The organism is Micromonospora sp. AMSO12t (assembly GCF_008806585.1).
GTDB classification, from domain to species: Bacteria; Actinomycetota; Actinomycetes; order Mycobacteriales; family Micromonosporaceae; genus Micromonospora; species Micromonospora reichwaldensis.
Map to the genome: position 1 here is coordinate 1 of NZ_WAAS01000030.1, position 21012 is coordinate 21012.

Annotated in this window: 21 protein-coding genes; 9 read left to right on the forward strand and 12 right to left on the reverse strand. The window is 74.9% G+C overall.

All coding sequences use genetic code 11. The features are described from left to right. Window positions 1-62 precede the first annotated feature (62 nt). Window positions 63-590: a 2'-5' RNA ligase family protein gene (locus tag F6X68_RS07240; RefSeq protein ID WP_151453519.1), complete on the reverse strand. Its 528-nt coding sequence runs from the start codon at window positions 588-590 to the stop codon at window positions 63-65. Between the two features lie 113 nt (window positions 591-703). On the opposite strand from F6X68_RS07240, the gene F6X68_RS07245 reads away from it, so the two are divergent. Further along, the gene (locus F6X68_RS07245; protein WP_151453520.1) at window positions 704-2500 is read left to right on the forward strand and encodes a DEAD/DEAH box helicase; all 1797 of its coding nucleotides are present in this window, start codon (window positions 704-706) and stop codon (window positions 2498-2500) included. 88 nt (window positions 2501-2588) lie between these two features. On the opposite strand, the gene lon is transcribed toward F6X68_RS07245, so the two are convergent. From lon to F6X68_RS07270, 5 genes are all read right to left on the reverse strand, one after another. Next, window positions 2589-4919: an endopeptidase La gene (gene lon / locus F6X68_RS07250; RefSeq protein WP_151453521.1), complete on the reverse strand. Its 2331-nt coding sequence runs from the start codon at window positions 4917-4919 to the stop codon at window positions 2589-2591. A 38-nt stretch (window positions 4920-4957) separates the two neighbouring features. Beyond that, on the reverse strand, window positions 4958-5215 hold the full coding sequence (locus F6X68_RS07255) for a hypothetical protein (protein WP_151453522.1): 258 nt from the start codon (window positions 5213-5215) through the stop codon (window positions 4958-4960). 23 nt (window positions 5216-5238) lie between these two features. Next, window positions 5239-6345 carry a putative manganese transporter gene (locus F6X68_RS07260; RefSeq protein WP_151453523.1) on the reverse strand — a complete coding sequence of 369 codons (1107 nt, stop codon included), beginning with the start codon at window positions 6343-6345 and terminating at the stop codon, window positions 5239-5241. Window positions 6346-6412: 67 nt separating this feature from the next. Further along, complete coding sequence (locus tag F6X68_RS07265; RefSeq protein WP_151453524.1) at window positions 6413-7282, reverse strand: manganese catalase family protein; 870 nt, start codon at window positions 7280-7282, stop codon at window positions 6413-6415. An 86-nt stretch (window positions 7283-7368) separates the two neighbouring features. Next, window positions 7369-8070, reverse strand: a complete 702-nt coding sequence (locus F6X68_RS07270; RefSeq protein ID WP_151453525.1) for a sensor histidine kinase KdpD — start codon at window positions 8068-8070, stop codon at window positions 7369-7371. 88 nt (window positions 8071-8158) lie between these two features. Here F6X68_RS07270 and F6X68_RS07275 point away from each other — a divergent pair, with 88 nt between their 5' ends. The 3 genes from F6X68_RS07275 to F6X68_RS07285 all read left to right on the forward strand — a co-directional run bounded on the left by F6X68_RS07275 (window position 8159) and on the right by F6X68_RS07285 (window position 10853). Beyond that, window positions 8159-8800 (forward strand): response regulator transcription factor, encoded by a 642-nt coding sequence (locus F6X68_RS07275; RefSeq protein WP_151453526.1) that lies wholly within the window; start codon window positions 8159-8161, stop codon window positions 8798-8800. 136 nt (window positions 8801-8936) lie between these two features. Further along, window positions 8937-9284 carry an Lsr2 family protein gene (locus tag F6X68_RS07280; protein WP_132234604.1) on the forward strand — a complete coding sequence of 116 codons (348 nt, stop codon included), beginning with the start codon at window positions 8937-8939 and terminating at the stop codon, window positions 9282-9284. Window positions 9285-9602: 318 nt separating this feature from the next. Next, window positions 9603-10853, forward strand: a complete 1251-nt coding sequence (locus F6X68_RS07285; RefSeq protein WP_192581310.1) for an MFS transporter — start codon at window positions 9603-9605, stop codon at window positions 10851-10853. Between the two features lie 52 nt (window positions 10854-10905). Here the strand turns inward: F6X68_RS07285 and F6X68_RS07290 are convergent, their stop codons facing one another. Both F6X68_RS07290 and F6X68_RS07295 read right to left on the reverse strand, forming a co-directional pair. Next, a complete protein-coding gene (locus F6X68_RS07290; RefSeq protein WP_151453528.1) occupies window positions 10906-12114 on the reverse strand; it encodes a hypothetical protein in 1209 nt (402 codons plus the stop codon). 326 nt (window positions 12115-12440) lie between these two features. Then, entirely contained in the window at window positions 12441-13325 is an 885-nt protein-coding gene (locus F6X68_RS07295; RefSeq protein WP_151453529.1) for a hypothetical protein, read from the reverse strand. A 152-nt stretch (window positions 13326-13477) separates the two neighbouring features. Between F6X68_RS07295 and F6X68_RS07300 the strand changes: the two genes are divergently transcribed. Continuing rightward, window positions 13478-14044 (forward strand): GNAT family N-acetyltransferase, encoded by a 567-nt coding sequence (locus F6X68_RS07300; RefSeq protein WP_151453530.1) that lies wholly within the window; start codon window positions 13478-13480, stop codon window positions 14042-14044. 19 nt (window positions 14045-14063) lie between these two features. On the opposite strand, the gene F6X68_RS07305 is transcribed toward F6X68_RS07300, so the two are convergent. Further along, window positions 14064-14936, reverse strand: coding sequence for a phytanoyl-CoA dioxygenase family protein (locus tag F6X68_RS07305; RefSeq protein ID WP_151453531.1), 873 nt, complete (start codon window positions 14934-14936; stop codon window positions 14064-14066). 144 nt (window positions 14937-15080) lie between these two features. Between F6X68_RS07305 and F6X68_RS07310 the strand changes: the two genes are divergently transcribed. Further along, window positions 15081-15809 carry a helical backbone metal receptor gene (locus F6X68_RS07310; protein ID WP_151453532.1) on the forward strand — a complete coding sequence of 243 codons (729 nt, stop codon included), beginning with the start codon at window positions 15081-15083 and terminating at the stop codon, window positions 15807-15809. Between the two features lie 24 nt (window positions 15810-15833). Here F6X68_RS07310 and F6X68_RS07315 read toward each other — a convergent pair whose 3' ends face one another. After that, a complete protein-coding gene (locus F6X68_RS07315; protein ID WP_151453533.1) occupies window positions 15834-16787 on the reverse strand; it encodes a TerC family protein in 954 nt (317 codons plus the stop codon). Between the two features lie 338 nt (window positions 16788-17125). Continuing rightward, entirely contained in the window at window positions 17126-17824 is a 699-nt protein-coding gene (locus F6X68_RS07320) for a CBS domain-containing protein (RefSeq protein ID WP_151453534.1), read from the reverse strand. 214 nt (window positions 17825-18038) lie between these two features. Between F6X68_RS07320 and F6X68_RS07325 the strand changes: the two genes are divergently transcribed. Both F6X68_RS07325 and F6X68_RS07330 read left to right on the forward strand, forming a co-directional pair. After that, the gene (locus F6X68_RS07325) at window positions 18039-18614 is read left to right on the forward strand and encodes a DoxX family membrane protein (RefSeq protein ID WP_225852041.1); all 576 of its coding nucleotides are present in this window, start codon (window positions 18039-18041) and stop codon (window positions 18612-18614) included. 192 nt (window positions 18615-18806) lie between these two features. Then, a complete protein-coding gene (locus tag F6X68_RS07330; RefSeq protein ID WP_151453536.1) occupies window positions 18807-19199 on the forward strand; it encodes an FKBP-type peptidyl-prolyl cis-trans isomerase in 393 nt (130 codons plus the stop codon). Window positions 19200-19423: 224 nt separating this feature from the next. On the opposite strand, the gene F6X68_RS07335 is transcribed toward F6X68_RS07330, so the two are convergent. Then, on the reverse strand, window positions 19424-19774 hold the full coding sequence (locus F6X68_RS07335) for an STAS domain-containing protein (protein ID WP_151453537.1): 351 nt from the start codon (window positions 19772-19774) through the stop codon (window positions 19424-19426). 153 nt (window positions 19775-19927) lie between these two features. Here F6X68_RS07335 and F6X68_RS07340 point away from each other — a divergent pair, with 153 nt between their 5' ends. Continuing rightward, a complete protein-coding gene (locus F6X68_RS07340; RefSeq protein WP_151453538.1) occupies window positions 19928-20944 on the forward strand; it encodes an SMP-30/gluconolactonase/LRE family protein in 1017 nt (338 codons plus the stop codon). Window positions 20945-21012 lie beyond the last annotated feature (68 nt).

A 21012-nucleotide genomic window follows, 5' to 3' on the forward strand; every position in this document is an offset into this window, starting at 1 on the left:
CGGCACGCCTGGCGGTCACGTGCGGCGGGCCGGCGGCGGGGCCGGGGCGGCTCCCCCGCCGGTCACGTGCGGCGGCCGGCGCCGCCGAGCGGGCTGACCGTCCGGCTCTGCCCGTCGTAGCTGCGCCCGGCGACGAAGGCCCCGTCGGGGCGGTCGACGCCCGCCACCGCGCGGGCCAGCCGGCGATCGGCGTCGCGGAAGCGCAGCGCCAGGCTCAGGTGCGGACGCCAGTGCCCCGGCGCGTGCCAGGGACGCTGCCCCGGGGCCCCGGCGAGGACGTCCCAGACCGACGCGTGCAGGGCGGTCAGCTCCGGCGACGGGTGCACCAGCCACACCAGCGGGGCGCTGCCGTCGAGCACCGCGATCCGGTCCAGCCGCACGGGCAGCGGCAGCCCCGCGTCGAACAGGTCGGCCAGCCGCCGCTGCGCGCCGGGCGGGAACTCGTCGACCGCGGCGAGGGTCAGGTGCGGCCGGTTCGTCGGATGGGCGTTGCGGGCCAGGCTGGGCAGCCCCACCGCGGCCAGCCGCTCCCAGGCGCCGCGCACGGCGGCCTCCAGGTCGGGCGAGCAGACCAGTTCGACCGTACGCACGCCGCCAGGCTAGCCCGCCGGAGCACGGCGACGGGCGCCCGCCGGACCCGCGCGGGTGCTCGTTGTGCCGGTCGGCGAAACGGCGTCGCGGCGGTGATGAAAAGCTTGACGGCATGAGTTCCGCACCCGTACGGCACGACCCGCCCACCGAGCCCGGCCCCGACGCCCTCGACGACACGAGCCCCTTCGCGGACCTCGGACTACGCGCCGAGCTGCTGGGCGCGCTGACCGCCCTGGGCTACGAGGAGCCCACTCCGATCCAGCGGGAGGCCATCCCACCCCTGCTGGCCGGTCGGGACCTGCTGGGCCAGGCCGCGACGGGTACGGGCAAGACGGCCGCCTTCGCGCTGCCGCTGTTGCAGCGGATGCCCGACGACCGGCCCGGCGGCGCCCCGGTGGCGCTCGTGCTGGTGCCCACCCGCGAGCTCGCGGTGCAGGTCTCCGAGGCGTTCCACCGCTACGGCAAGGACCTGGGCGCGCGGGTGCTGCCGATCTACGGCGGGCAGCCGATCGGCCGGCAGCTGCGCGCCCTGGACCTCGGGGTCGACGTCGTGGTCGCCACCCCGGGCCGCGCGCTGGACCACATCGCCCGGGGCACGCTCGACCTGGGCTCGCTGGCCACGGTGGTGCTCGACGAGGCCGACGAGATGCTCGACATGGGCTTCGCCGAGGACATCGAGGCGATCCTGGAGCACGCGCCGGAGCAGCGCCAGACGGTGCTCTTCTCGGCGACGATGCCGGCGCGCATCGACGGGCTGGCCCGCAAGCACCTGACCGACCCGGTACGCATCCTCATCGCCCGCGAGCAGCCGGTGGCCGGCGAGGCGCCCCGGGTGCGGCAGAGCGCGTACATCGTTGCCCGGGCGCACAAGCCGGCGGCGCTGGGCCGGGTGCTGGACGTCGAGTCCCCCACGGCGGCGATCGTCTTCTGCCGCAGCCGCGAGGAGGTCGACCGGCTCACCGAGACCATGAACGGCCGGGGCTACCGGGCCGAGGCGCTGCACGGCGGGATGAGCCAGGAGCAGCGCGACCGGGTGATGGGCCGGCTGCGCACGGGCACCGCGGACCTGCTGGTGGCCACCGACGTGGCCGCCCGCGGCCTGGACGTCGAGCAGCTCACCCACGTGGTCAACTACGACGTCCCGTCGGCCCCCGAGTCGTACGTGCACCGCATCGGCCGGGTCGGCCGGGCCGGGCGGGAGGGCGTGGCGATCACCCTCGCCGAGCCGCGCGAGCACCGGATGCTCAAGACCATCGAGCGGGTCACCGGCCAGCGCATCGCCATCGACAAGATCCCGACGGTGGCGGACATGCGCACCCGGCGGTTGGAGCTGACCCAGGGCGCCCTGCGGGAGAGCCTGCTGGAGGACGACCTCGACCCGTACCGGGCGATCGTCGAGTCGTTGACCGACGAGTTCGACCTGGTGGAGGTGGCCCTCGCGGCGGTGAAGCTGGCGCACGAGGCGACGTCGCCGGGCTCGGACGACGAGGAGGAGATCCCCCAGGTCCCCGTCCGGGGCCCGCGTGAGGGGCGGCCGGAGGCCGGTGGCCGGGGCGAGCGCCGGGGCGGTGCCCGGCCCCGCACCGGCGGCACCACCCAGGTCTTCATCGGGCTGGGCCGGCGCGCCGGGGTCCGCCCGCAGGACCTGGTGGGCGCGATCACCGGCGAGACCGGAGTCAGCGGCCGGGACATCGGCTCGATCGAGATCGCCGACCGGTTCTCGCTGGTGGAGGTGCCCCAGAGCATCGCCGACGAGGTGATCGCCGGGCTGCGTGGCAGCACCATCAAGGGCCGCAAGGCGACCGTACGCCGGGACCGTGACGGCGACGGCGGCGGCGAGCGCCGCTTCGACGGGGCCGACCGGCGCGAGCGCCGCGACCGGGACTTCGACCGGCGCGACCGCCGCTAGGACGGTGTGGGCAGGGGCCTTCCCCTTCCCGCGCCCTGGACGAAGGAAGGGGCCCCTGCCGCGTGGCGGGGGCCCCTTCCTCGACGCCTCAGGCGGCGGCGAGCGCCGGGTCGGGGCGGGTGTCGGCGTCGGCCGGGCGCAGCGCCAGGGCGAGCACGTCGGCGACGTCGGCCAGGGTGTGCACGGTCAGCGCCTCCCGGACCTCGGCGGGCAGGTCGTCGAGGTCCGGCTCGTTGCGGGCCGGGATGATCACCTCGGTCAGGCCGGCCCGGTGGGCGGCGAGCAGCTTCTGCTTCACCCCGCCGATGGGCAGCACCCGGCCGGAGAGGGTCACCTCGCCGGTCATCCCGAACTCGGGCCGCACCGGCCGGCCGCTGGCCAGCGACGCCAGGGCGGTGACCATGGTGATGCCGGCGCTGGGGCCGTCCTTGGGCACCGCGCCCGCCGGCACGTGCAGGTGGATCCGCCGTCCGGCCAGCGCGTTCGGGTCCAGCCCCAGCCGGCGCCCGTTGGAGCGCAGGTACGACAGCGCGATGTGCGCCGACTCCTTCATCACGTCGCCGAGCTGGCCGGTCAGGGTCAGCCCCGGCTCGCCCTCCATGCTGGTGGCCTCGATGAAGAGCACGTCGCCGCCCGCGCCGGTGACGGCCAGGCCGGTGGCCACGCCGGGCACCGCCGTCCGCTCCGCCGATTCCGGGGTGAACTTCGGCCGCCCGAGGTAGGTGGCGAGGTTGCCGGTGTCGACGCGGACCGGCGCCGGGTCGGTCGCCAGGGCCACCGCGACCTTGCGCAGGATCTTCGCGAGCGCCCGTTCGAGCTGCCGTACGCCGGCCTCGCGGGTGTACTCGCCCGCGATCCGGGCGAGGGCGTCGTCGGCGACGCCGACCTCCTCGGCGGTGAGCCCGGCCCGTTCCCGCTGCCGGGGCAGCAGGTGGTCGCGGGCGATGGCGACCTTCTCCTCCTCCGTGTAGCCGTCGAGGGTGACCAGCTCCATCCGGTCCAGCAGCGGGCCGGGGATGGCCTCCACCACGTTGGCGGTGGCCAGGAAGAGCACGTCGGACAGGTCGAGGTCGACCTCGAGGTAGTGGTCGCGGAAGGTGTGGTTCTGTGCCGGGTCGAGCACCTCCAGCAGGGCGGCGGCCGGGTCGCCGGAGTAGCCGGCGGCGAGCTTGTCGACCTCGTCGAGGAGCACGACCGGGTTCATCGAGCCGGCCTCGCGCAGGGCGCGCACGATCCGGCCGGGCAGCGCGCCGACGTAGGTGCGCCGGTGGCCGCGGATCTCGGCCTCGTCGCGGACGCCGCCGAGCGAGACGCGGACGAAGTTGCGGCCGAGCGCGCGGGCGATCGACTCGCCGAGGCTGGTCTTGCCGACGCCGGGCGGGCCGGCGAGGGCGAGCACCGCGCCGGAGCCCCGGCCGCCGACGACGCCGAGGTTGCGCTCGGCCCGCCGGTTGCGCACGGCGAGGTACTCCAGGACGCGGTCCTTCACGTCGGCCAGGCCGGCGTGGTCGGCGTCGAGCACGGCGCGGGCTGCGGCCAGGTCGGTGTCGTCCTCGGTACGGGTGCCCCACGGCATCTCCAGCACCGTGTCGAGCCAGGTCCGGATCCAGCCGGCCTCCGGGGAGGCGTCGCTGGCGCGTTCCAGCTTGCCGACCTCGCGCAGCGCCGCCTCGCGGACCTTGTCGGGCAGGTCGGCGGTCTCCACGCGGGCCCGGTAGTCGGCGGAGCCGTCCGGCTCGTCCTCGCCGAGCTCCTTGCGGATGGCGGAGAGCTGCTGGCGGAGCAGGAACTCCCGCTGGGACTTCTCCAGCCCTTCGCGGACGTCGGTGCTGATCTGCTCGGCGATCTCCTGCTCGGCCAGGTGGTCCTTCACCCAGCCGACGAGCAGTTCCAGCCGGGCGGTGACGTCCGGCGCGGCGAGCAGCTCGGTCTTCTGGGCGAGGCTGAGCCAGGAGACGTAGCCGGCCGAGTCGGCCAGCTCGGAGAGGTCGGCCATCCGCTCGATGGCGTCGATGACCTGCCAGGCGCCGCGCTGCTGGAGCACGGACGTCATGAGGGCGCGGTACTCGCGGCCGAGTTCGCGGGCGCGGCCGGCGGGGGCGGGTTCGTCGAGTTCGGTCGCCTCGACCCAGAGGGCGGCGCCGGGCCCGGGTACGCCGGAGCCGATCCGGGCGCGGGACAGGCCGCGGATGACGGCGGCCGGTTCGCCGCTGGGCAGCCGGCCGACCTTCTCGATGGTGGCAACCGCGCCGACGGGGCCGTACTCGCCGTCGAGGCGGGGCACGGCGAGCAGCTTGTGGTCGCCGGTGGCGCGGGCCGCGTCGACGGCGGCCTGGGTGGTCGGGTCGAGGGTCACCGGGATGACCATGCCGGGCAGGAGCACGGCGTCGGTCAGGGGAAGTACCGGGAGAGTTGCCATCGAACACCTGCTATCGCGTTGAGTTGAGCGTGTCCAACTCAAGTAACAAATCGTTCCCCTTGTTCCGGGCTGTGACCCAGACCACCTTCGCCCCCGGGACGGCGCTGCGGGCGCAGCAGCTCGCGCGCCAGGCCGGTGCCCCCGGCGGCCGCCACGGCGAGCGGGATCGCCAGGCAGGTCAGCGCCAGCGCGGCGACGGTCCAGCCCGGCAGGCCGGCCACCGCGGCGACGCCGGTCAGCACGGCGAAGGCGAGGAGCTTGCGACGGGTGCGGGCGATCGGGATCGCGACGGACATCGGGATCTCCCCTCCGTACGGGATCAGAGCAGGACGAGCAGGGCGGCGCCGACGGCTGCCGCCGGCACGGTGGTGACGACGGTGGCGAGCGCCGCCGAGTGCCGGCGCAGCGCGGCGAGCGGGATCAGCGCGTCGCCGTCCTGGCTGATCGCGTTGGCGACCAGGGTGGGCAGCGGCAGGCCGCCGCTGACGTACAGGCCGGTGAAGACGATCTGCACCGCGCACCCGGGGATGAGGCCGATGCCGGCGCCGACCAGCACGCCGACGAGCCCGGTGAGGGCGAGCTGGGAGCCGTCGAAGCCCGTCGTGGTGGTCACCACCTGCCAGCCCAGGTACGCGACGGCCACCCAGACGGTGACGAAGGACGCCTCGTGCGCGCTGTGCCGCAACGTCTCCCGCAACGAGCGGGGCTGCGCGGTCTCCAGGCTGTCGTCGGCCAGCTTCCCCCGCCCTCCGGCGAAGATCAGCGCCGCGGTGAGCGTGCCGAGCACCCCCAGCGCCAGGTACGGGTCGACGCCCCCGAAGGATCGGGTCAGCGCGCCCGGGTCGACCAGTTGGAAGACCACCGGCACCGACACCGCGAACGCCGGCGTGGTCAGCCCCCAGAACGCCGTGGACGCCGGCACGCGGGGCAGCAGCCCGCCGAGCAGCCGCCGCGAGCCGGCCAGGTCCGGCCCGCCCGCGGCGGCCAGGCCGGCCGGCGCGGGCGCGGCGGCGACCCGGTGGTTGACCGCGCGGGCCGGGTCGATGCCGAGCGCGTCGACGACGTACCCGGTCACCAGGCCGACCGCGAAGAGCAGCGCGTGGATCTTGAGGGCGAACACGGGGTTCCAGGCGAGCACCACCCACGACGAGTCCCCCATGGTGGCCGCCAGGGCCGCGACCACGGTGCCGAAGGAGACCTTCCCCCGGGCGTAGAGCGGCATCAGGATGATCGCCCCGCCGCAGCCGGGGCTGACGCCCAGCAGGGCGCCGACCAGCGGACCGAGCCGGGGCCGGCTGGTGAGCCCGTCGGTGACCCGGTCGCCGTGGCGCCAGCGCAGCCAGCCGAAGAGCGCCACCATGACGGCGACGTAGACACCCACCTGCATGAACGCGTCCGCGAGCGGGCGGAGCACGAGTTCGGTCACGGCACACCTCCTCCGGTACGGTGCCGCCGGGCCGTCCGCCGCTCGCGGACGACCCGGCGCGACGGCGTCAGGTGAGCTTGCTCTTGACCTTGTTGACGGCGCCCTTGGCGAGGCCCGGGTTCGTGCCGTAGAGCCGCGGGTCGCCGGGCGGCAGGACCGGCTCGGGCGCGTGCGCGCGCGGGCTGTGGTCGTAGCGGAACTCGCCCTTGCCGTCGGGCGCCGGCCCGGACGCCCAGCGCCCCTCCGACGCGTCCGTGCCGGGCGAGAAGTCCAGGTACGTGTAGCTGAACTGCTCGGTGAACTCCTTGGAGTCCGGGAACGCGTCGGGCACCGGCATCTCCTCCAGGCCGTCCTCCTTGAGCTGCTCGATGGCCGCCATCCACATGTTCTGGTGCATGGTGTCGCGGGCCAGCAGGAAGCGCAGCATGTTCTTGACCCCGGGGTCGTCGGTCATGTTGAACAGCCGGGCCACCTGGAGCCGGCCCTGCGCCTCGGCGGTGACGTTGAGCTGGAAGTCGGCCATCAGGTTGCCGCTGGCGGTGATGAAGGCGCCGTTCCAGGGCACGCCGTTGCTGTCGGTCGGCAGCGCTCCGCCGCCGCCGTGGATGAAGTGCGCCGGGTTCGACCCGCCGTAGATCGCGCCCACCATCGGGTTGTCGGCGGCGGCCTCCTGCAACGACAGCGGCGCGTTCTCCAGCAGCCGGGTGATCATCGTGGCGATCATCTCGACGTGGCCCATCTCCTCGGTGCCGACGTCGAGGAAGAGGTCCTTGTACTTGCCGGGCAGGCGGCAGTTCCAGCCCTGGTAGAGGTACTGGTTGGCGACGGTCATCTCGCCCCACTTGCCGCCCAGGATCTCCTGGAGCCGGCGGGCGAACGCGGCGTCCGGGCCGTCCGGCTTGGCCTCGAACTGCAGATCCTTCATGTGGCTGAACACGTGTCCTCCTCGGTGCCGGTCGGGCTGTCACCGGGGCGGTTCCCGCGACGGCCGGCCCTATCGGGCCAACCGGCGGCCCGACGGGGTCAACCTGTCGCGGGGAACGCGGGCAGCACCACCTCGAGGGCCACCCCGCGCGGTCGCAGCCGGTGCAGGCGCAGCCGTCCGCCGTCGGCGGCGAGCAGCCGCCGGACGATCCACAGCCCCAGCCCGGAGGCCCCGGCGGCGGGAGCGGGCCGGCGCAGCGCCTCGACGAGGGTCGGGTCGACCCGCCCCTCGTCGGTGACGACGATGCGCAGACCGGAGCGGCCGAGCGCGGCGTGGATGCCGACGCGGCCCTCGGTCGGACCGTGCCGCAGCGCGTTCTCCACCAGGTTGGTCACCACCTGCCGGGTCCGCCGCCGCGGCACCGGGCAGCCCCCGGCCCGCCGCGTCACCCCGGTCAGCCGCCGGTGCGGGGGCACGAGGGCCGCCGCACCGCGCAGGACCTGCGCCAACGGCGCCGCCGGGTCCGCCGCCGGCGCGAGGGCCCCGGTGCCGGCGGCGGCGTCCCGCAGCAGGCCCTGCAGGTGTACGGCCTGCTCGTGGGCCAGTGCCGTGATGGCGCGCCGGTCGTCGCCGGTGAGCGGGAGCCTCTCGTCGGCGAGCGCCCGGGTGAGCGAGGTGAGGGCGCTCACCGGGGTGCGGAACTCGTGGCAGAGCACGCGCAGCAGCAGTTCCGGGTCGGTGTCCAGGGCCGCCGGGTCGGCCGGACCGGGTTCGGGCCCTGCCCACGGGAGCAGTCGCAACGGTCCCCGCCCCCCGCGCCGTCCGCGCATCCGCCCGACCTCCCTCGTTCGGCCGCATGATCGGTACCCGCTCGGGAACGGACCAGGCATGCCCGCTCCCCCCGCCGTCCGGTTGGCCGTCGTGGACGACCACCCGCTGTTCGTCCGCGGGCTGGAACTGCTGCTGCCGGCCACGACCGACGGGCGGGCGGAGGTGGTGGGCTCCACCGGCGACGCGTCGGCCGCCGCCTCGCTGGTCAGCCGCTGCCTGCCCGACCTGGCGCTGGTCGACCTGCACATGCCGCCCCCGGGCGGGATCCGGGCCGTGGCGGCGATCCGGCGCACCACGCCTCGGGTGCGGGTGGTGGCCATGTCGGGCGCGGAGGACCCGGCTCCCGCCCTGGAGGCGCTGCGCGCCGGCGCCGAGGCCTTCCTGCCCAAGACCGCCGAGCCGGAGGAACTGCTGCCCCCGCTACTGGCCGTCCTCGACGGCTGGGCGGTGCTGCCGGGGCACCTGCTCCGTGCGTTGCTGCGTACCGGCCGGGCGACCCCGGTCGATCTGGACGACGAGGAACGGGCGATGCTCAAGGCCATAGCGGCGGGCCGCAGCACCGTCGAGATCGCCGAACGGATGCACGTCTCGGAACGCACCGTGAAGCGGATGACCGCCGCGCTGCTGCGGAAGTTGCGGGTCTCCACCCGCGCCGAGGCGGCGGCGCTCGCCGGTCACGCCGGTCTGCTCGGCGACTGACCCCGGGCTTTGCGCCGAGCCGTTTTCCCGCGATAACGCGACGCGCCGAAATGAGGACGACGCGCATTGTTGCGGATTAGCCGTGGGATACGTCAAACTTTGACCACACCCCGCCCCACACAGGGAGTAATTGACGATGGCGAGAAAAGTAATCACGGTCCTGACCGACGACCTCGACGGTGGAAAGGCCGACCGGACCGTCGAGTTCAGTCTGGACGGCGTGGCCTACACCATCGACGTATCCGACGAGAACGCGGGCGTGCTGCGCAAGGCCCTCGACCCTTACATCAACGCTGGCCGGCGGATCGGTCGCGGAACCGCCGACACCGGGCGGGCGCCCCGGCGGGCAGGCACGCCGGGCGGCTCGGGAATGGACCGCGAGCAGAACCGGGCCATCCGGGAATGGGCCACCAAGAACGGCTACAAGATTTCCGAGCGCGGCCGCATCCCGGTCGAGGTCGTGGAGGCGTACAAGAACCGCTGACCGGCGCCGGGCTCACGCTCGGGCTGGTGCGGGGTCACGCTGAGGAATCAGCGCGGCCCCGCCGGTCTTTTCCCACGGCGATCCATTCGCACGACCCGCGCCCGCCAGCGGGCCCATTCCCGGCCCGCCGCGATTGCACTTCGACCATCGGCGGGTCGCCGGGTCGCTTCGGATCGGCCGACAACGGCCCGTTCACCGGCCCGGCGAGCGTGATCGTCGCCACGATCACCCCGGCACGCAGCCGGGACGCCACACTTCCCGAGTGTAATGAGCGACAGCTTTGTCGAGCATTACCGACGCGGATCTCGGGGGTGGCGGATGACGCGATGGTGGAGCCAGACGGCCGGGGGGTTGCCCCGCGTCTTCTGGTACCTATGGTCGGCCACGCTGATCAACCGGCTGGGCAGCTTCGTCGCCATCTACCTCGGCGTCTACCTGGTGTCGGTACGCGGCCTCAGTCCCGCGTACGCCGGGATCGTGATCGGGTTGCACGGAGCCGGCAGCGCGGCCGGTGGCGTGCTCGGCGGGATCGTCGCGGACCGGTGGGGGCGGCGGCCCGCCATGCTGACCGGAAACGTGGCCGCCGCGGCGGCGGCGCTGGCGCTGGGCCTGAGCGGGCACCCCGTGGCGATCGCGGCCCTCACCCTGCTGCTCGGGCTCTGCCTGGGCGTCGCCCGGCCGGCCTTCACGGCGACCGTCATCGACGTGGTGGGCGAACGGGACCGCCTGCGCGCGCTGACGCTGAACTACTGGGCGATCAACATCGGGTTCGCCGTCGCCGCGACCGTGGCCGGCCTGCTGGTCCGGGTCGAGCCGCTGCTGCTGTTCGCGATCAACGCGGCGGTGCTGCTCGGCACCGCCGCGCTGATCGGCCTGACCGTGCCCGAGTCGCGCCCCGCCCCGGTGACCGTCGCGCAGGTCGCCCGCGTCGACTCCGGCGGGCTCGGCACCGTGCTGCGGGACCGGGTCTTCCTGACCTTCACGGCCCTCACCGGGTTGGCCTGGCTCTGCATCGAGAGCAGCGCGATGCTGCCGGTGGCGTTGCAGGCCGACGGGCTGCCGGCGTCGGCCTTCGGACCGGTCATCGCGGTCAACGGCCTGATGATCGTGCTGGGGCAGCTCTTCGTGCCCCGCCTGATCGGCCGCTTCGACCGGTCCCGCACCGTCGCCGTGGCCGTCGTGGTGATCGGCGCCGGCTTCGCCCTGACCGCGCTGGCCGACGCCGTCTGGTTCTACGCGCTGACGGTGGGCGTCTGGACGCTCGGCGAGATGCTGATGACCCCGTCGAACTCGGCGCTGACCGCCGACCTGGCGCCGGCCGCCCAGCGCGGCCGCTACCAGGGCGTCTACTCGCTCGGTCACGCCTTCGCCAGCTTCGCCGGGCCGACGCTGGGCGGCCTGGTCGCCGCCCGGTTCTCCACCGACGTCCTCTGGCTGGGGCTGTTCGGGCTGGCCCTGCTGGTGGCCGCCGGCAATCTCCTGGCGGTGCGGCCCCGGGCCCGGCGGATCACCGCCCTGCGGGCCGCCGCGGCGCCCGCCGCCCCGCGCGAGGCCGCGGCGCTGGCGTGAACGCGCCGCCGCAGGGCCGCCGGGGTGCGCCCGGACGGCCCCGCGGCGGTCGTCAGCCGACCTGGATGCGCACCACGTCGAAGGCGGGCGTCTGGTTGGCCCGCTCCATCATCGGCACCCGGTGCGAGCCGTCGCCGGCCCAGACCGCGCACTGGGCGGTGCCGGATCCGGGCAGCCCGGGGATCTGGATGGTCACGTCGTCGGGCTCGGCGCCACCACGGCTGTCCTCGGTGGCGACGAAGAACGCCGGCACCTCCTGCGGCTGCGGCGGCTGCCGGAGACTGCCCAGCATCCGGCAGGCGGTGTGGAAGTGGCCCCGCACCAGTCCCTGCTCGTTGAGCAGCGAGCTCTCCACGTAGTACCCGCCCTGCCCGGCGGCCAGGAAGCGGTCCCGTACGAGGTTGCGGGTGGAGACCCGGAGGGTGAACGGCTGGTTCGCCCCGACCCGGTCGGGGAACTCGGTGATCAGCAGCGACGGATTGTCGGCCGCGGGACCCACCTCGCCGAACGCGGTGCTGACGCAGCGGTTGCCGTTCTGGAAACCGTCGTGCGGCTGCAACCGGCTGTCCTCGCAGTCGTTCGCGATCACTCCCAGCCCGGCACCGGGCCCACCATTGCCGCCACCGTTGTTGCCACCGCCGTTGTTGCCGCCGGTCGGCGCCACCTGGCACTCGGCGAGCCGGGCCAGGCCCTGCGGCCGGGGGCCCACCCGGTCGATCGCGATGGTGATCCGCTCCAGCGTCGCCCGGCGCTTGCCGGCCAGCGGCTGGAGGATCGAGGTGCGGACGAACTCCTCGCCCCGCCGGCCCTCGGCGGCCAGCCGCCGGTCCGCCTCGGCGATCTGGGTCTGCAGCAGGTTCAGGTTCCGGTCGACCTCGGCGCGGGCGCGGTCGGGCACCCGCGGCAGCCGGCTGGACACGTCCGGGCAGGCCACGGCCGAGCCGCCGTTGTCGGCGCCGCCGCCCCGCGTCTGCTCGCACTCGGCGACCGACTGCTGCCCGTCCCCCCAGTGGTTGCGCACCCACCGGCCGTCCTGCCAGGTCCGGCTGGTGCCCCGCCCGCTCGGCGCGGTCGCGCCCGGGCTCGGCTCCACGCAGGCGGCGGAGGCCGGTCGGGTGCCGGTCGGCCGCCGGTCCTCGGCCGCCGAGATCTGGGTCACGGCGACGATCCCGCCGAAGACCGCGAGCGTGCCGACGACGGCCAGCAGTCGCTTGCTCCGCGCGCTACCGGATGACCGGCGCGCCCGTGTGGACCTGCGCATCGAATTGCTCTCCTTCGCGATCCGGTGGTTGATCTGAGACCTCGGCGGACCGACGGAATTGAGGGGCGCACCCGACGGGGACCGTCGCGGCGAACCGGTGGCACGTCGATGACCGACGATGCCCTTTCCGCACCGTCTTCCGCGCCGCGCGGCGCGGTCGGGGGATCCTGTCCGTTCCCGCAGGAGTACGGGACGGCCGGCGCGAAGGTTCAACGCGATTCAGGGAATCCGGACGGGGCCCGGGCGTCGACCGGTGACGTGTGCCGGGCCGGTGAGCGGTGACGTGTGCCGGGTCGGCGACCGGTGGCGCAGTGGAGAAGGGCGGGTCAGTCCGCGCAGAGGTGGGCGAACGCGAAGCCGCCCGTCATCTCGTCGTGCCGGGACTCCAGCCCCCGGATCTCGGCGAGCAACTCGTCCCAGGGCGTCAGGACCGCCTCGGCGGCGTCCAGCGCGCGCAGCCGCTCCCCGACGGCCACCGCCGCCAGGTCCTCGGCCAGCCGCCCCGGATCCACCCCGGCGGAGACGCGCTGCAGGTGCACCGTCACCCGCTCCACCAGGCAGGCGTCGGGACGCACCCGTACCCAGCTCCATCCTTCGGCGGGCCCGCCCGTCCAGTGCACGTGCAGCCCCCGCACGATCGGGTCGGCCAGCCGCCGCGACACGTACGCCTCGACGGCGGCGGCCCGGGCCAGGGCGCCGAGGTCGTTGACGTGCCCGGTCCGCCCGTCGGGCAGCCGACCGAGGATGTCGCGGAAGCCGATCGGGGGCACCCCCGTGTCGTCGGGCTCCCCCGCACCGAGGGCCGCGTACGCGCGCGCGTCGATCACGTACGCCACGATCCGGCGCCCGTGCTCCTCGGCCCGCAGCGTCGGCGACCCGATTCGCAGCACCGCCAGGCCGACCGCCTCGGCGACCGCGTTCTTCAGCCGCTCGGCCCGCTGCGCGGCGGAGCCGGGGGCCGCGACGGGGCCGACCTCGACGGCGAAGACCGGCCGGCCCGTGTCGGCGGCGCAGACGACGAGGTCGTAGCCCTCCCGGCTGGCCGTGCTCCACTGGCTGCCGGTGACGCCCGGCGGACGCCCCTGCACCAGTTCGCCGAGCCGGCGGGGACCGTGCACGAGCTGGCCGCCCCGGGCGAGCAGCGGGCCGCGCCCACCGTCCCCGGCGACCGCACGCAACCAGGAGCCGCCCCCACCACCGGTGCTCGTCATCCGCCTGATCCGTCCGTCCCGCCGACCGAGGCCGACGCGTCGGCCGGGGCGAGTCTAGGCGGTCGATCATGACCGGCGCGCCGGTGGTGCCCCTCGGGCCGTCGGCCCGCAATTCGCTTGAGGTCGCCCGCCCGCGCCGGTGGGATGGGCGGGTGAGCGTCTTCCTGGGCACCGAGCGGCTGGTGCTGCGCGAGTTCACCGCCGACGACGCCGACCTGCTAGTCGAGCTGGACGGCGACCCCGAGGTGATGCGGTACCTCACCGGCGGGCGCCCCACCCCGCCGGAGGCGGTCCGGGAGCGGGTCCTGCCCCGGATCCTCGCCCACTACCGGCGCCCGCCGGGACTCGGGTGGTGGGCGGCGCTGGGCCGGGGCTCGGGCGACTTCCTGGGCTGGTTCGAGTTCCGCCCGACCCGCGACGGCGACGCCCGCGAGGTGGAGCTGGGCTACCGGTTGCGCCGGTCCGCCTGGGGCGTCGGCCTCGCCACCGAGGGCTGCCGGGCGCTGATCGACGAGGGCTTCACCGCGCTCGGCGTGCAGCGGGTCACGGCGAACACGATGTCCGTCAACGCCGCGTCGCGTCGGGTGATGGAGAAGTCCGGGCTACGGCTCGTGCGAACGTACGTCGGGGACTGGCCGGAGCTGATCGACGGCGCGGAGCACGGCGAGGTGGAGTACGCGCTGACCCGGCCGCGGTGGCTGCGCCGCGACGCCGGCTAGGTCCGGCGCGAGCCGACTGTCACTCCGCGCCCATCACCAGGCCCTCGATGGTGTGTTTCTGCCGGATCGGCGTCAGGGCGTCGACCACCGGGCAGGGCAGGTGGGCGCGCACCTGCTCGGGCAGGCCCGCCCAGTACTCCCGGGTGACCGCCATGTCGTGGTGCGCGGCGTTGCCCGCTCCCGGCGCGTCGACGCCGAGCACCAGCACCGGGCGGGACAGGGTGGAGACGTTCGGCGTGCCGCGGTGGACGGTCAGCGCGGACCGGGCGGAGATGTCGCCGCGCCGCGGATACTTGCGGACGGCCCGTTGCGCGTAGCGGGGGTGGCGCTCCCTGGGCGGGAACATCTGGTGGTCGAAGTCGCGTCCGTCGTCCCACTGGGTGCCCGGGGCGATCTCGAACGGACCCATCTCCTCCACGGTGTCCACCGTGGTCAGGTTGAAGGCCAGCGAGGTCAGCCGCCGCTGCCGGCGGGTGTCCTCCGGCATCGGGAAGTCCCGGTGCCACGGCTGCATGGCCGCGCCGGGAAACGGGATGTCGAAACCGAGCTCGACGATCTGGTAGTCGGGCCCGAGCACGGCCCGGCACACCGAGACCACCCACGGGTGGGTCACCAGGTCGACGAAGCCGCGCAGCTGCTCGGGGTGGATCTCCACGTACCACCGCTGCGGGCCGCGGCCGACCGCGCCGTCGGGGCGGGAGCGGGCCTCCCGGAAGGCGGCCTCGACGTCCTCGCCGACCCGGTCCACCCAGTCCACGGCGAAGGCGCCCCGGCAGGTGGTGATGCCGTCCCGGTAGAGGTCGCCGAGCGCCGCCAGGGGAACCTCCTCGTCCTCGACGGGGGCGACGGGCTGGTCGGTGCGCGGCGCGGGCGCGGTGGAGTGGGACCTCATCGAACCTCCTGACGGGACCAGCCGAGTATTACAACGTTGTAGAGACGCCGCAAGGCACGCCCGGGCGGCCACCCCCGCCCCGGGTCGGGGCATGATCGACCGGTACGCCGGTGGTCGGCGCACGGGACCGGGGAGGTACGCGGGGTGCGGGTCGTTTCGCTGGTGCCGTCGCTGACCGAGGCCGTCGCCCTGACCCTGCCGGGTCTGCTGGTCGGCGCCACCGACTGGTGCACCCACCCGGCCGGGCTGGACGTGGCGCGGGTCGGCGGGAGCAAGTACCCGGACCTGGACCGGGTGCGCGCGCTGCGCCCCGACCTGGTCCTGCTCAACGTCGAGGAGAACCGCCGGGAGGACGCCGACGCGCTGACCGCCGCCGGCGTGCCGGTACGGGTGACCTATCCGCGTACCGTCGACGAGGCGCTGACCGAGCTGGGGGACCTGCTCCGCGACCTGGGAGCCCCGGCCGAACCGGAGTGGCTCGCCGGGGCCCGCGGGGCGTGGGCCGAGCTGCCCACCGCCCGGCCGTCCCGCCGGGCGGTGGTGCCGGTCTGGCGGCGACCGTGGGTGGTGCTGGGCGCCGACACCTTCGCCGGTGACGTGCTGCGCCGGCTCGGCGTCACCAACGCGTACGCCGACGACGTCGAGCGCTATCCCCGGCCGAGCCTCGACGCGCTGCGCGCCCGCGCGCCGGAGCTGGTGGTGCTGCCCGACGAGCCGTACCGCTTCACCGCCGACGACGGGCCGGAGGCGTTCCCCGGCATCCCCTGCGCCCTGCTCTCCGGCAGGCACCTGACCTGGTACGGCCCGTCGCTCGCCGAAGCGCCCGCCGTGCTCTCCGCCCAGCTCGCCGACCCGGTCGTGCACCCGGCCTGACCGCCGCGGCCCCACCGCGACGGGTCACCCGCCCGCGCGCCGGCGCCGTTCCCGACGGGCGTCGACCATGCTCCACCCGATCGCGACCGACAGCGTCAGCACCACCACCGCGAGGGTCGACCAGACCGGCAGCTTCCCGACCGGTGTCTCGGCCAGGATCAGCTTCGCCCCGGCGAAGGCCAGCAGGAAGGCCAGCCCGTACCGCAGGTGGCCGAAGTGCCGCAGCAGCCCCGCCAGGCAGAAGTAGAGGCTGCGCAGGCCGAGCACGGCGAACGCGGTCGCCGTCCAGACGAGGAACGTGTCGGTGGTGATGGCCAGGATCGCCGCCACCGAGTCGATCGCGAAGACCACGTCGGTGGCCTCGATCGCGACCAACGCCACCAGCAGCAGGGTGGCCCTGCGCCGGCCGTCGACCCGGACGGTGAACCGGCCGCCGTGGTAGCCCGGCTCCGTGGGCACCAGCCGCCGGAACGCCCGCACCACGACGTTGCGGTCGGGGTCGACGTCCGGCTCGCCGCGTACCGCGAGCCGCCACCCCGTCCAGATGAGGAAGGCGCCGAGCACAACGCCGGCCCAGGTAAGCCGCGCCAGCAGCCCGGCACCGACGAAGATGAAGGCCAGCCGGAACGCGAGCGCACCGACGACCCCCCAGAAGAGCACCTTGTGCTGGTACGCGGCCGGCACCCGGAAGTACCCGAACAGCAGCGCGAAGACGAAGACGTTGTCGACGGAGAGCGCCTTCTCCAGCAGGTAGCCGGAGAAGTACGCCACGGCCGGCTCGCTGCCCCGCCACAGCCAGACGACCAGGCCGAAGGTGAGCCCCGCGGTGATCCAGACGCCGCTCCACAGCAGCGCCTCGCGCAGCTCGATGACGTGGTTGTCGCGGTGGGAGAGCAGGTCCACGGCGAGCATGACGGCGATGACCGCGCCCACCGCCGCCCAGGCCCACAGGGGTGCCGCGAACGTCGCCTCGTCCACCCGGCGTCCTCCGCATCCCCGACGGCGGCTCCGCTCCCGACGCGCGGCCCGGGCCGGCTCGCGCGGTCCCCGACGGCCTGCGGCGCGGGGACGCCCCAGCGGCCTGCGGCGCGGGTGCGCCCTCGGCGGCCCGGCGGCGGGCCCGGAGCGCGTCCCGATCCCGAGCCTAGGCGAGCCGCCCACCGGCCGGCGGCGGTCCGGGCAAGTCGATGCCGTCGACGGGACGGTTCGACGCCCCGGCGGGCCGGACAGTTCGCGCCGCCGACCGGCCCGGCCCTTCCAGGCTTCAGGCGCGCCCGGCCCGCACGGATGTCAGGCGGGCCGGGCGGGCCCGGACGTCAGGCCACCGGGGCGATCCGCGCCGGGTCCAGATCGGCGAGGGTGGTGTCGTCGACGTCGTAGGCGAGGGTGCTGGTCACCCGGACCACGCCGCTGACCTGCCCCGCGAGCCGGCCCGCCAGCTCGACGGCGCTGCGCCGGTCCAACCGGCCGTCGAGCGTCACCTCACCCCCGCGCACCCGGACGGTGACCAGCCCGTCCCGCACCGCGAGCACCCGGCGCAGCACCTCCTGCACCACGTCCTCGCGGATCTCCGCGTCGGTGCGCAGGTGCACCCGCAGCAGGTCACCGCGCGTGACGATGCCGACGAGGCGGCCCAGGTCGTCGAGCACCGGCAGCCGCTTCACCGACTCCCGGTCCATCTGCCGGGCGGCGGCGGAGATCGTCGCCTCCGGCCAGGTCGCCACCGCCGGGGCGGTCATCAGGTCACGCGCCAGCAGCGCCTCGGCCTTCTCCCGGGCGGTGCGGCGTCGTCGCCCCTCGAAGACCCGCCGCTCGTCGGGGTGGCCGGCCCGCTCGACCTTGTGCAGCAGGTCCGACTCGGAGACCACGCCGAGGACCCGACGGAAGCCGTCCACCACGGGCACCCCGCTGATGCCCCGCCGGACCAACGCGTCGACGATCTCCCGGTAGGGGGTCTCCTCCCCCACCGTCGTGACCTCCCGGGTCATCACGTCGCCCACCTGCCACGTCCTCATCACGACCTCCCTGTCGTTCCCCACCGCGACGCTACGACCGCGACGCGCCGCCGGGTCAGGGCCGCCGGACCGGACCGGCACGGCCGTACGGACCGGTCCGGGAGGGGTCAAAGGTCCCGGTCCGGTGGGGCCCGGTCGGCCCTGCCCGCCCGGCGCCAACGGGCGTCCAATGGAGATGCCACCGGAAAGCGCGGTGCCAGGCACACGAAGGGACGTGGAGACAATGGCCGCGACGATCGAGCGCACCACCGTCGGGACCGACGCTGCGGTGGCGGAGACCCGGCACGTCGGCGAGACCCCCAGGGAACGGGCCGCCCGGTACGTCTTCGCCGGCATCCGGATCGCCCTCGGGTGGACCTTCCTCTGGGCGTTCCTGGACAAGGTCTTCGGTCTGGGGTTCGCCACCGAGGCGAAGAACGCCTGGATCGACGGCGGCAGCCCCACCAAGGGCTTCCTGACCTTCGGCGCGGCCGGCCCGTTCGCAGACTTCTACCAGGGCATCGCCGGGGCCGCCTGGGCGGACGTGCTCTTCATGGCCGGCCTGGCCGCGATCGGCGTCGCGCTGCTGCTCGGCATCGGGATGCGGATCGCCGCCGTCGCGGGAGCGGTGCTCTACGTGATGATGTGGACGGTCGTCCTGCCTCCCGAGAACAATCCCTTCATGGACGAGCACCTGATCAACGCGGCGCTGCTGGTCGGTCTCGCACTGGTCAACGCCGGCGCGACCCTCGGCCTGGGCGCGACGTGGGCGAAGCTCCCGATCGTGCGGCGGTTCCCCTGGCTGCGGTGACCCGGCGCGGCACCTCCCCCCTCGGCGGGCGTCACCACCGGTGACGCCCGCTTCGGCGTGCCCACCGCGTCACGCCGTCGCCCCGAGGGCCGGTCGCGACGCGTGCGCCGGGACCGCCATGCATCGTTCGGACGCCATCGGGCAGGATCTCGGGTGACGGACATCAGGACCGAAACGGTAGGAGACTCCCGAATGAACCAGGCAGCAGGCGCCCGCTCAGGCAAGCCCGAGGTGGGTCCGATCGAGGGCGCGCCGCCCGCCGACCTCGTCATCGAGGACATCACCGTCGGCGAAGGGCCGGAGGCCCAGCCGGGGCAGCTGGCCAGCGTCCACTACGTGGGGGTCGCGCACTCCAACGGTCGCGAGTTCGACTCCTCGTGGAACCGGGGTGAGGCGTTCGAGTTCCAGCTCGGCGCTGGTCACGTCATCTCCGGCTGGGACCGGGGCGTCGTGGGCATGCGGGTCGGCGGCCGGCGCCGCCTGACCATCCCGCCGCACCTGGGTTACGGCGACCGGGGTGCCGCCGGCGCCATCAAGCCGGGCGAGACCCTGGTCTTCGTCGTCGACCTGCTCGGCGTCCGCTGAGCGGAGGATGACCCACCGAGCGGTCGGGCACCGCCGGGCGGGGGATGATCCCTCCGAACGGACGGTGCACCGCTCGAGTGGACGGCGAACCCCTGTTACGGGCCGGTGCGGACGGTGGACGACGCCGTCGGTACCGGGCCCGCACCGGCCGGTGGACTGGCTGGGCGGGCTCCCGGTCGAGGCGCTGCACGCCACCGTGCCCCCTGGGCCTCGGGCGCCGGAGGTCAGCAGGGCACCAGCTCCCGGTCGGCGCACGGGTCCACGATCGGGATGACCCGGTGCAGGCCGGTGGCCCGCAGCACCCGCTCGACCACCGGGTCGGGGCGGACCAGCACCAGCTCACCGCCCTGGGCGCGCACGCGCAGGTGCGCCGCGACCAGCGCCCGCACCCCGGCCGCGGAGAGCAGGCGGACGCCGGAGAGATCCAGCCGGAGAACGGGCCGGGCCGGGGCGGCCCAGAGCGCGGAGCGGAACGCGGCGACCGTGGCGATGTCGACCTCGCCGGTCGCCCGCACCTCCACCTCGTGGTCGGCCACGGTGATGTCCACGTGGAGCCGGTCGTCGCGCTGTCCCATGCGACGAACCTATCCCCCGCCACCGACAATTCCGCCCTGCTGAGGGACCGGATCCGGGTACGCCCAGGGTCATACCCCGAGACTCCCGGATCCCCCTCAGGGATGACGCGACGAGGGCCTGCGGGCTGCACATCGGCGGGCGAGAATGAGCCGATGGTTGCTCCCCGCCGCGCGCCCCGGCTGATCCGCCCCGTCCGCGAGCCCGCCACGGTCCCGCCGCCGCTCGACGGGCCGTGGACGCCCGCCGACCGGCGGCTCGACTCGGTGGAGCTGCTGCCGCTGCCCGACGGGGTGTCCGGCCCGGAGGACGTGGTCGTCGACCCGTCCGGCCGGGCGGTCAGCGGGACGGAGGACGGCCGGCTCTGGTGGTGGCCGGTCGACGCGCCTCCCGGCACCCGACCCCGGTTGCTCGCCGACACCGGGGGCCGGCCGCTGGGCGTGGAGGTCGACCCGCTCGACGGCAGCCTCGTGGTCTGCGACGCATACCGAGGGCTGCTGCGGGTGACCGGCGACGGTGCGGTGCGCGAGCTGGGCGGCCTCGGGGCGAGAGCGAACCTGGCCGACAACGCCACCGTCGCCCGCGACGGCACGGTCTACTTCACCGACTCGTCCGACCGCTTCCCGCTCTCGCACTGGAAGCGGGACCTGCTGGAACACCGGCCCAACGGGCGGGTGCTGGCGTACGACCCGCGCAGCGGGCGCACCGACGTCGTCCGCGCCGGGTTCTACTTTCCCAACGGGCTCGCGCTCACCCCGGACGAGTCGGCGCTGATGCTGGTCGAGACCGCCGCCCATCGACTGGTGCGGGTCGCGCTGGCCGACGGCGCGGTCACCGTGCTGGCCGACCTGCCGGCGTACCCGGACAACCTGACCCCGGTGGGCGACGGGACGTACTGGATCGCGTTGCCCAGCCCCCGCGTGCCGGTGGTCGAGCGGCTGCTGCCCCACCCCCGGCTGCGGCAGCTGGTGGCGGTGCTGCCGGCGGCGGTGCAGCCGAAGCCGCTGCGCTACGGCCTGGTGGCCCTCGTCGACGGCGAGGGGCGGGTGCTGCGGACCCTGCACGGCCCGCGCGGGACCTATGACATGGTCACCGGCGTGCGCCAGCACGGCGACCACCTGTGGCTGGGCAGCCTCACGGGCCCCGGGGTGGCCCGGGTGCCGCTGGGCTGAGCCCCGACGCCGGACGGGTCGGCGGGAACGCCCCGGTGCGACCGCCACGCCGGGGACCGGCCCGCGTG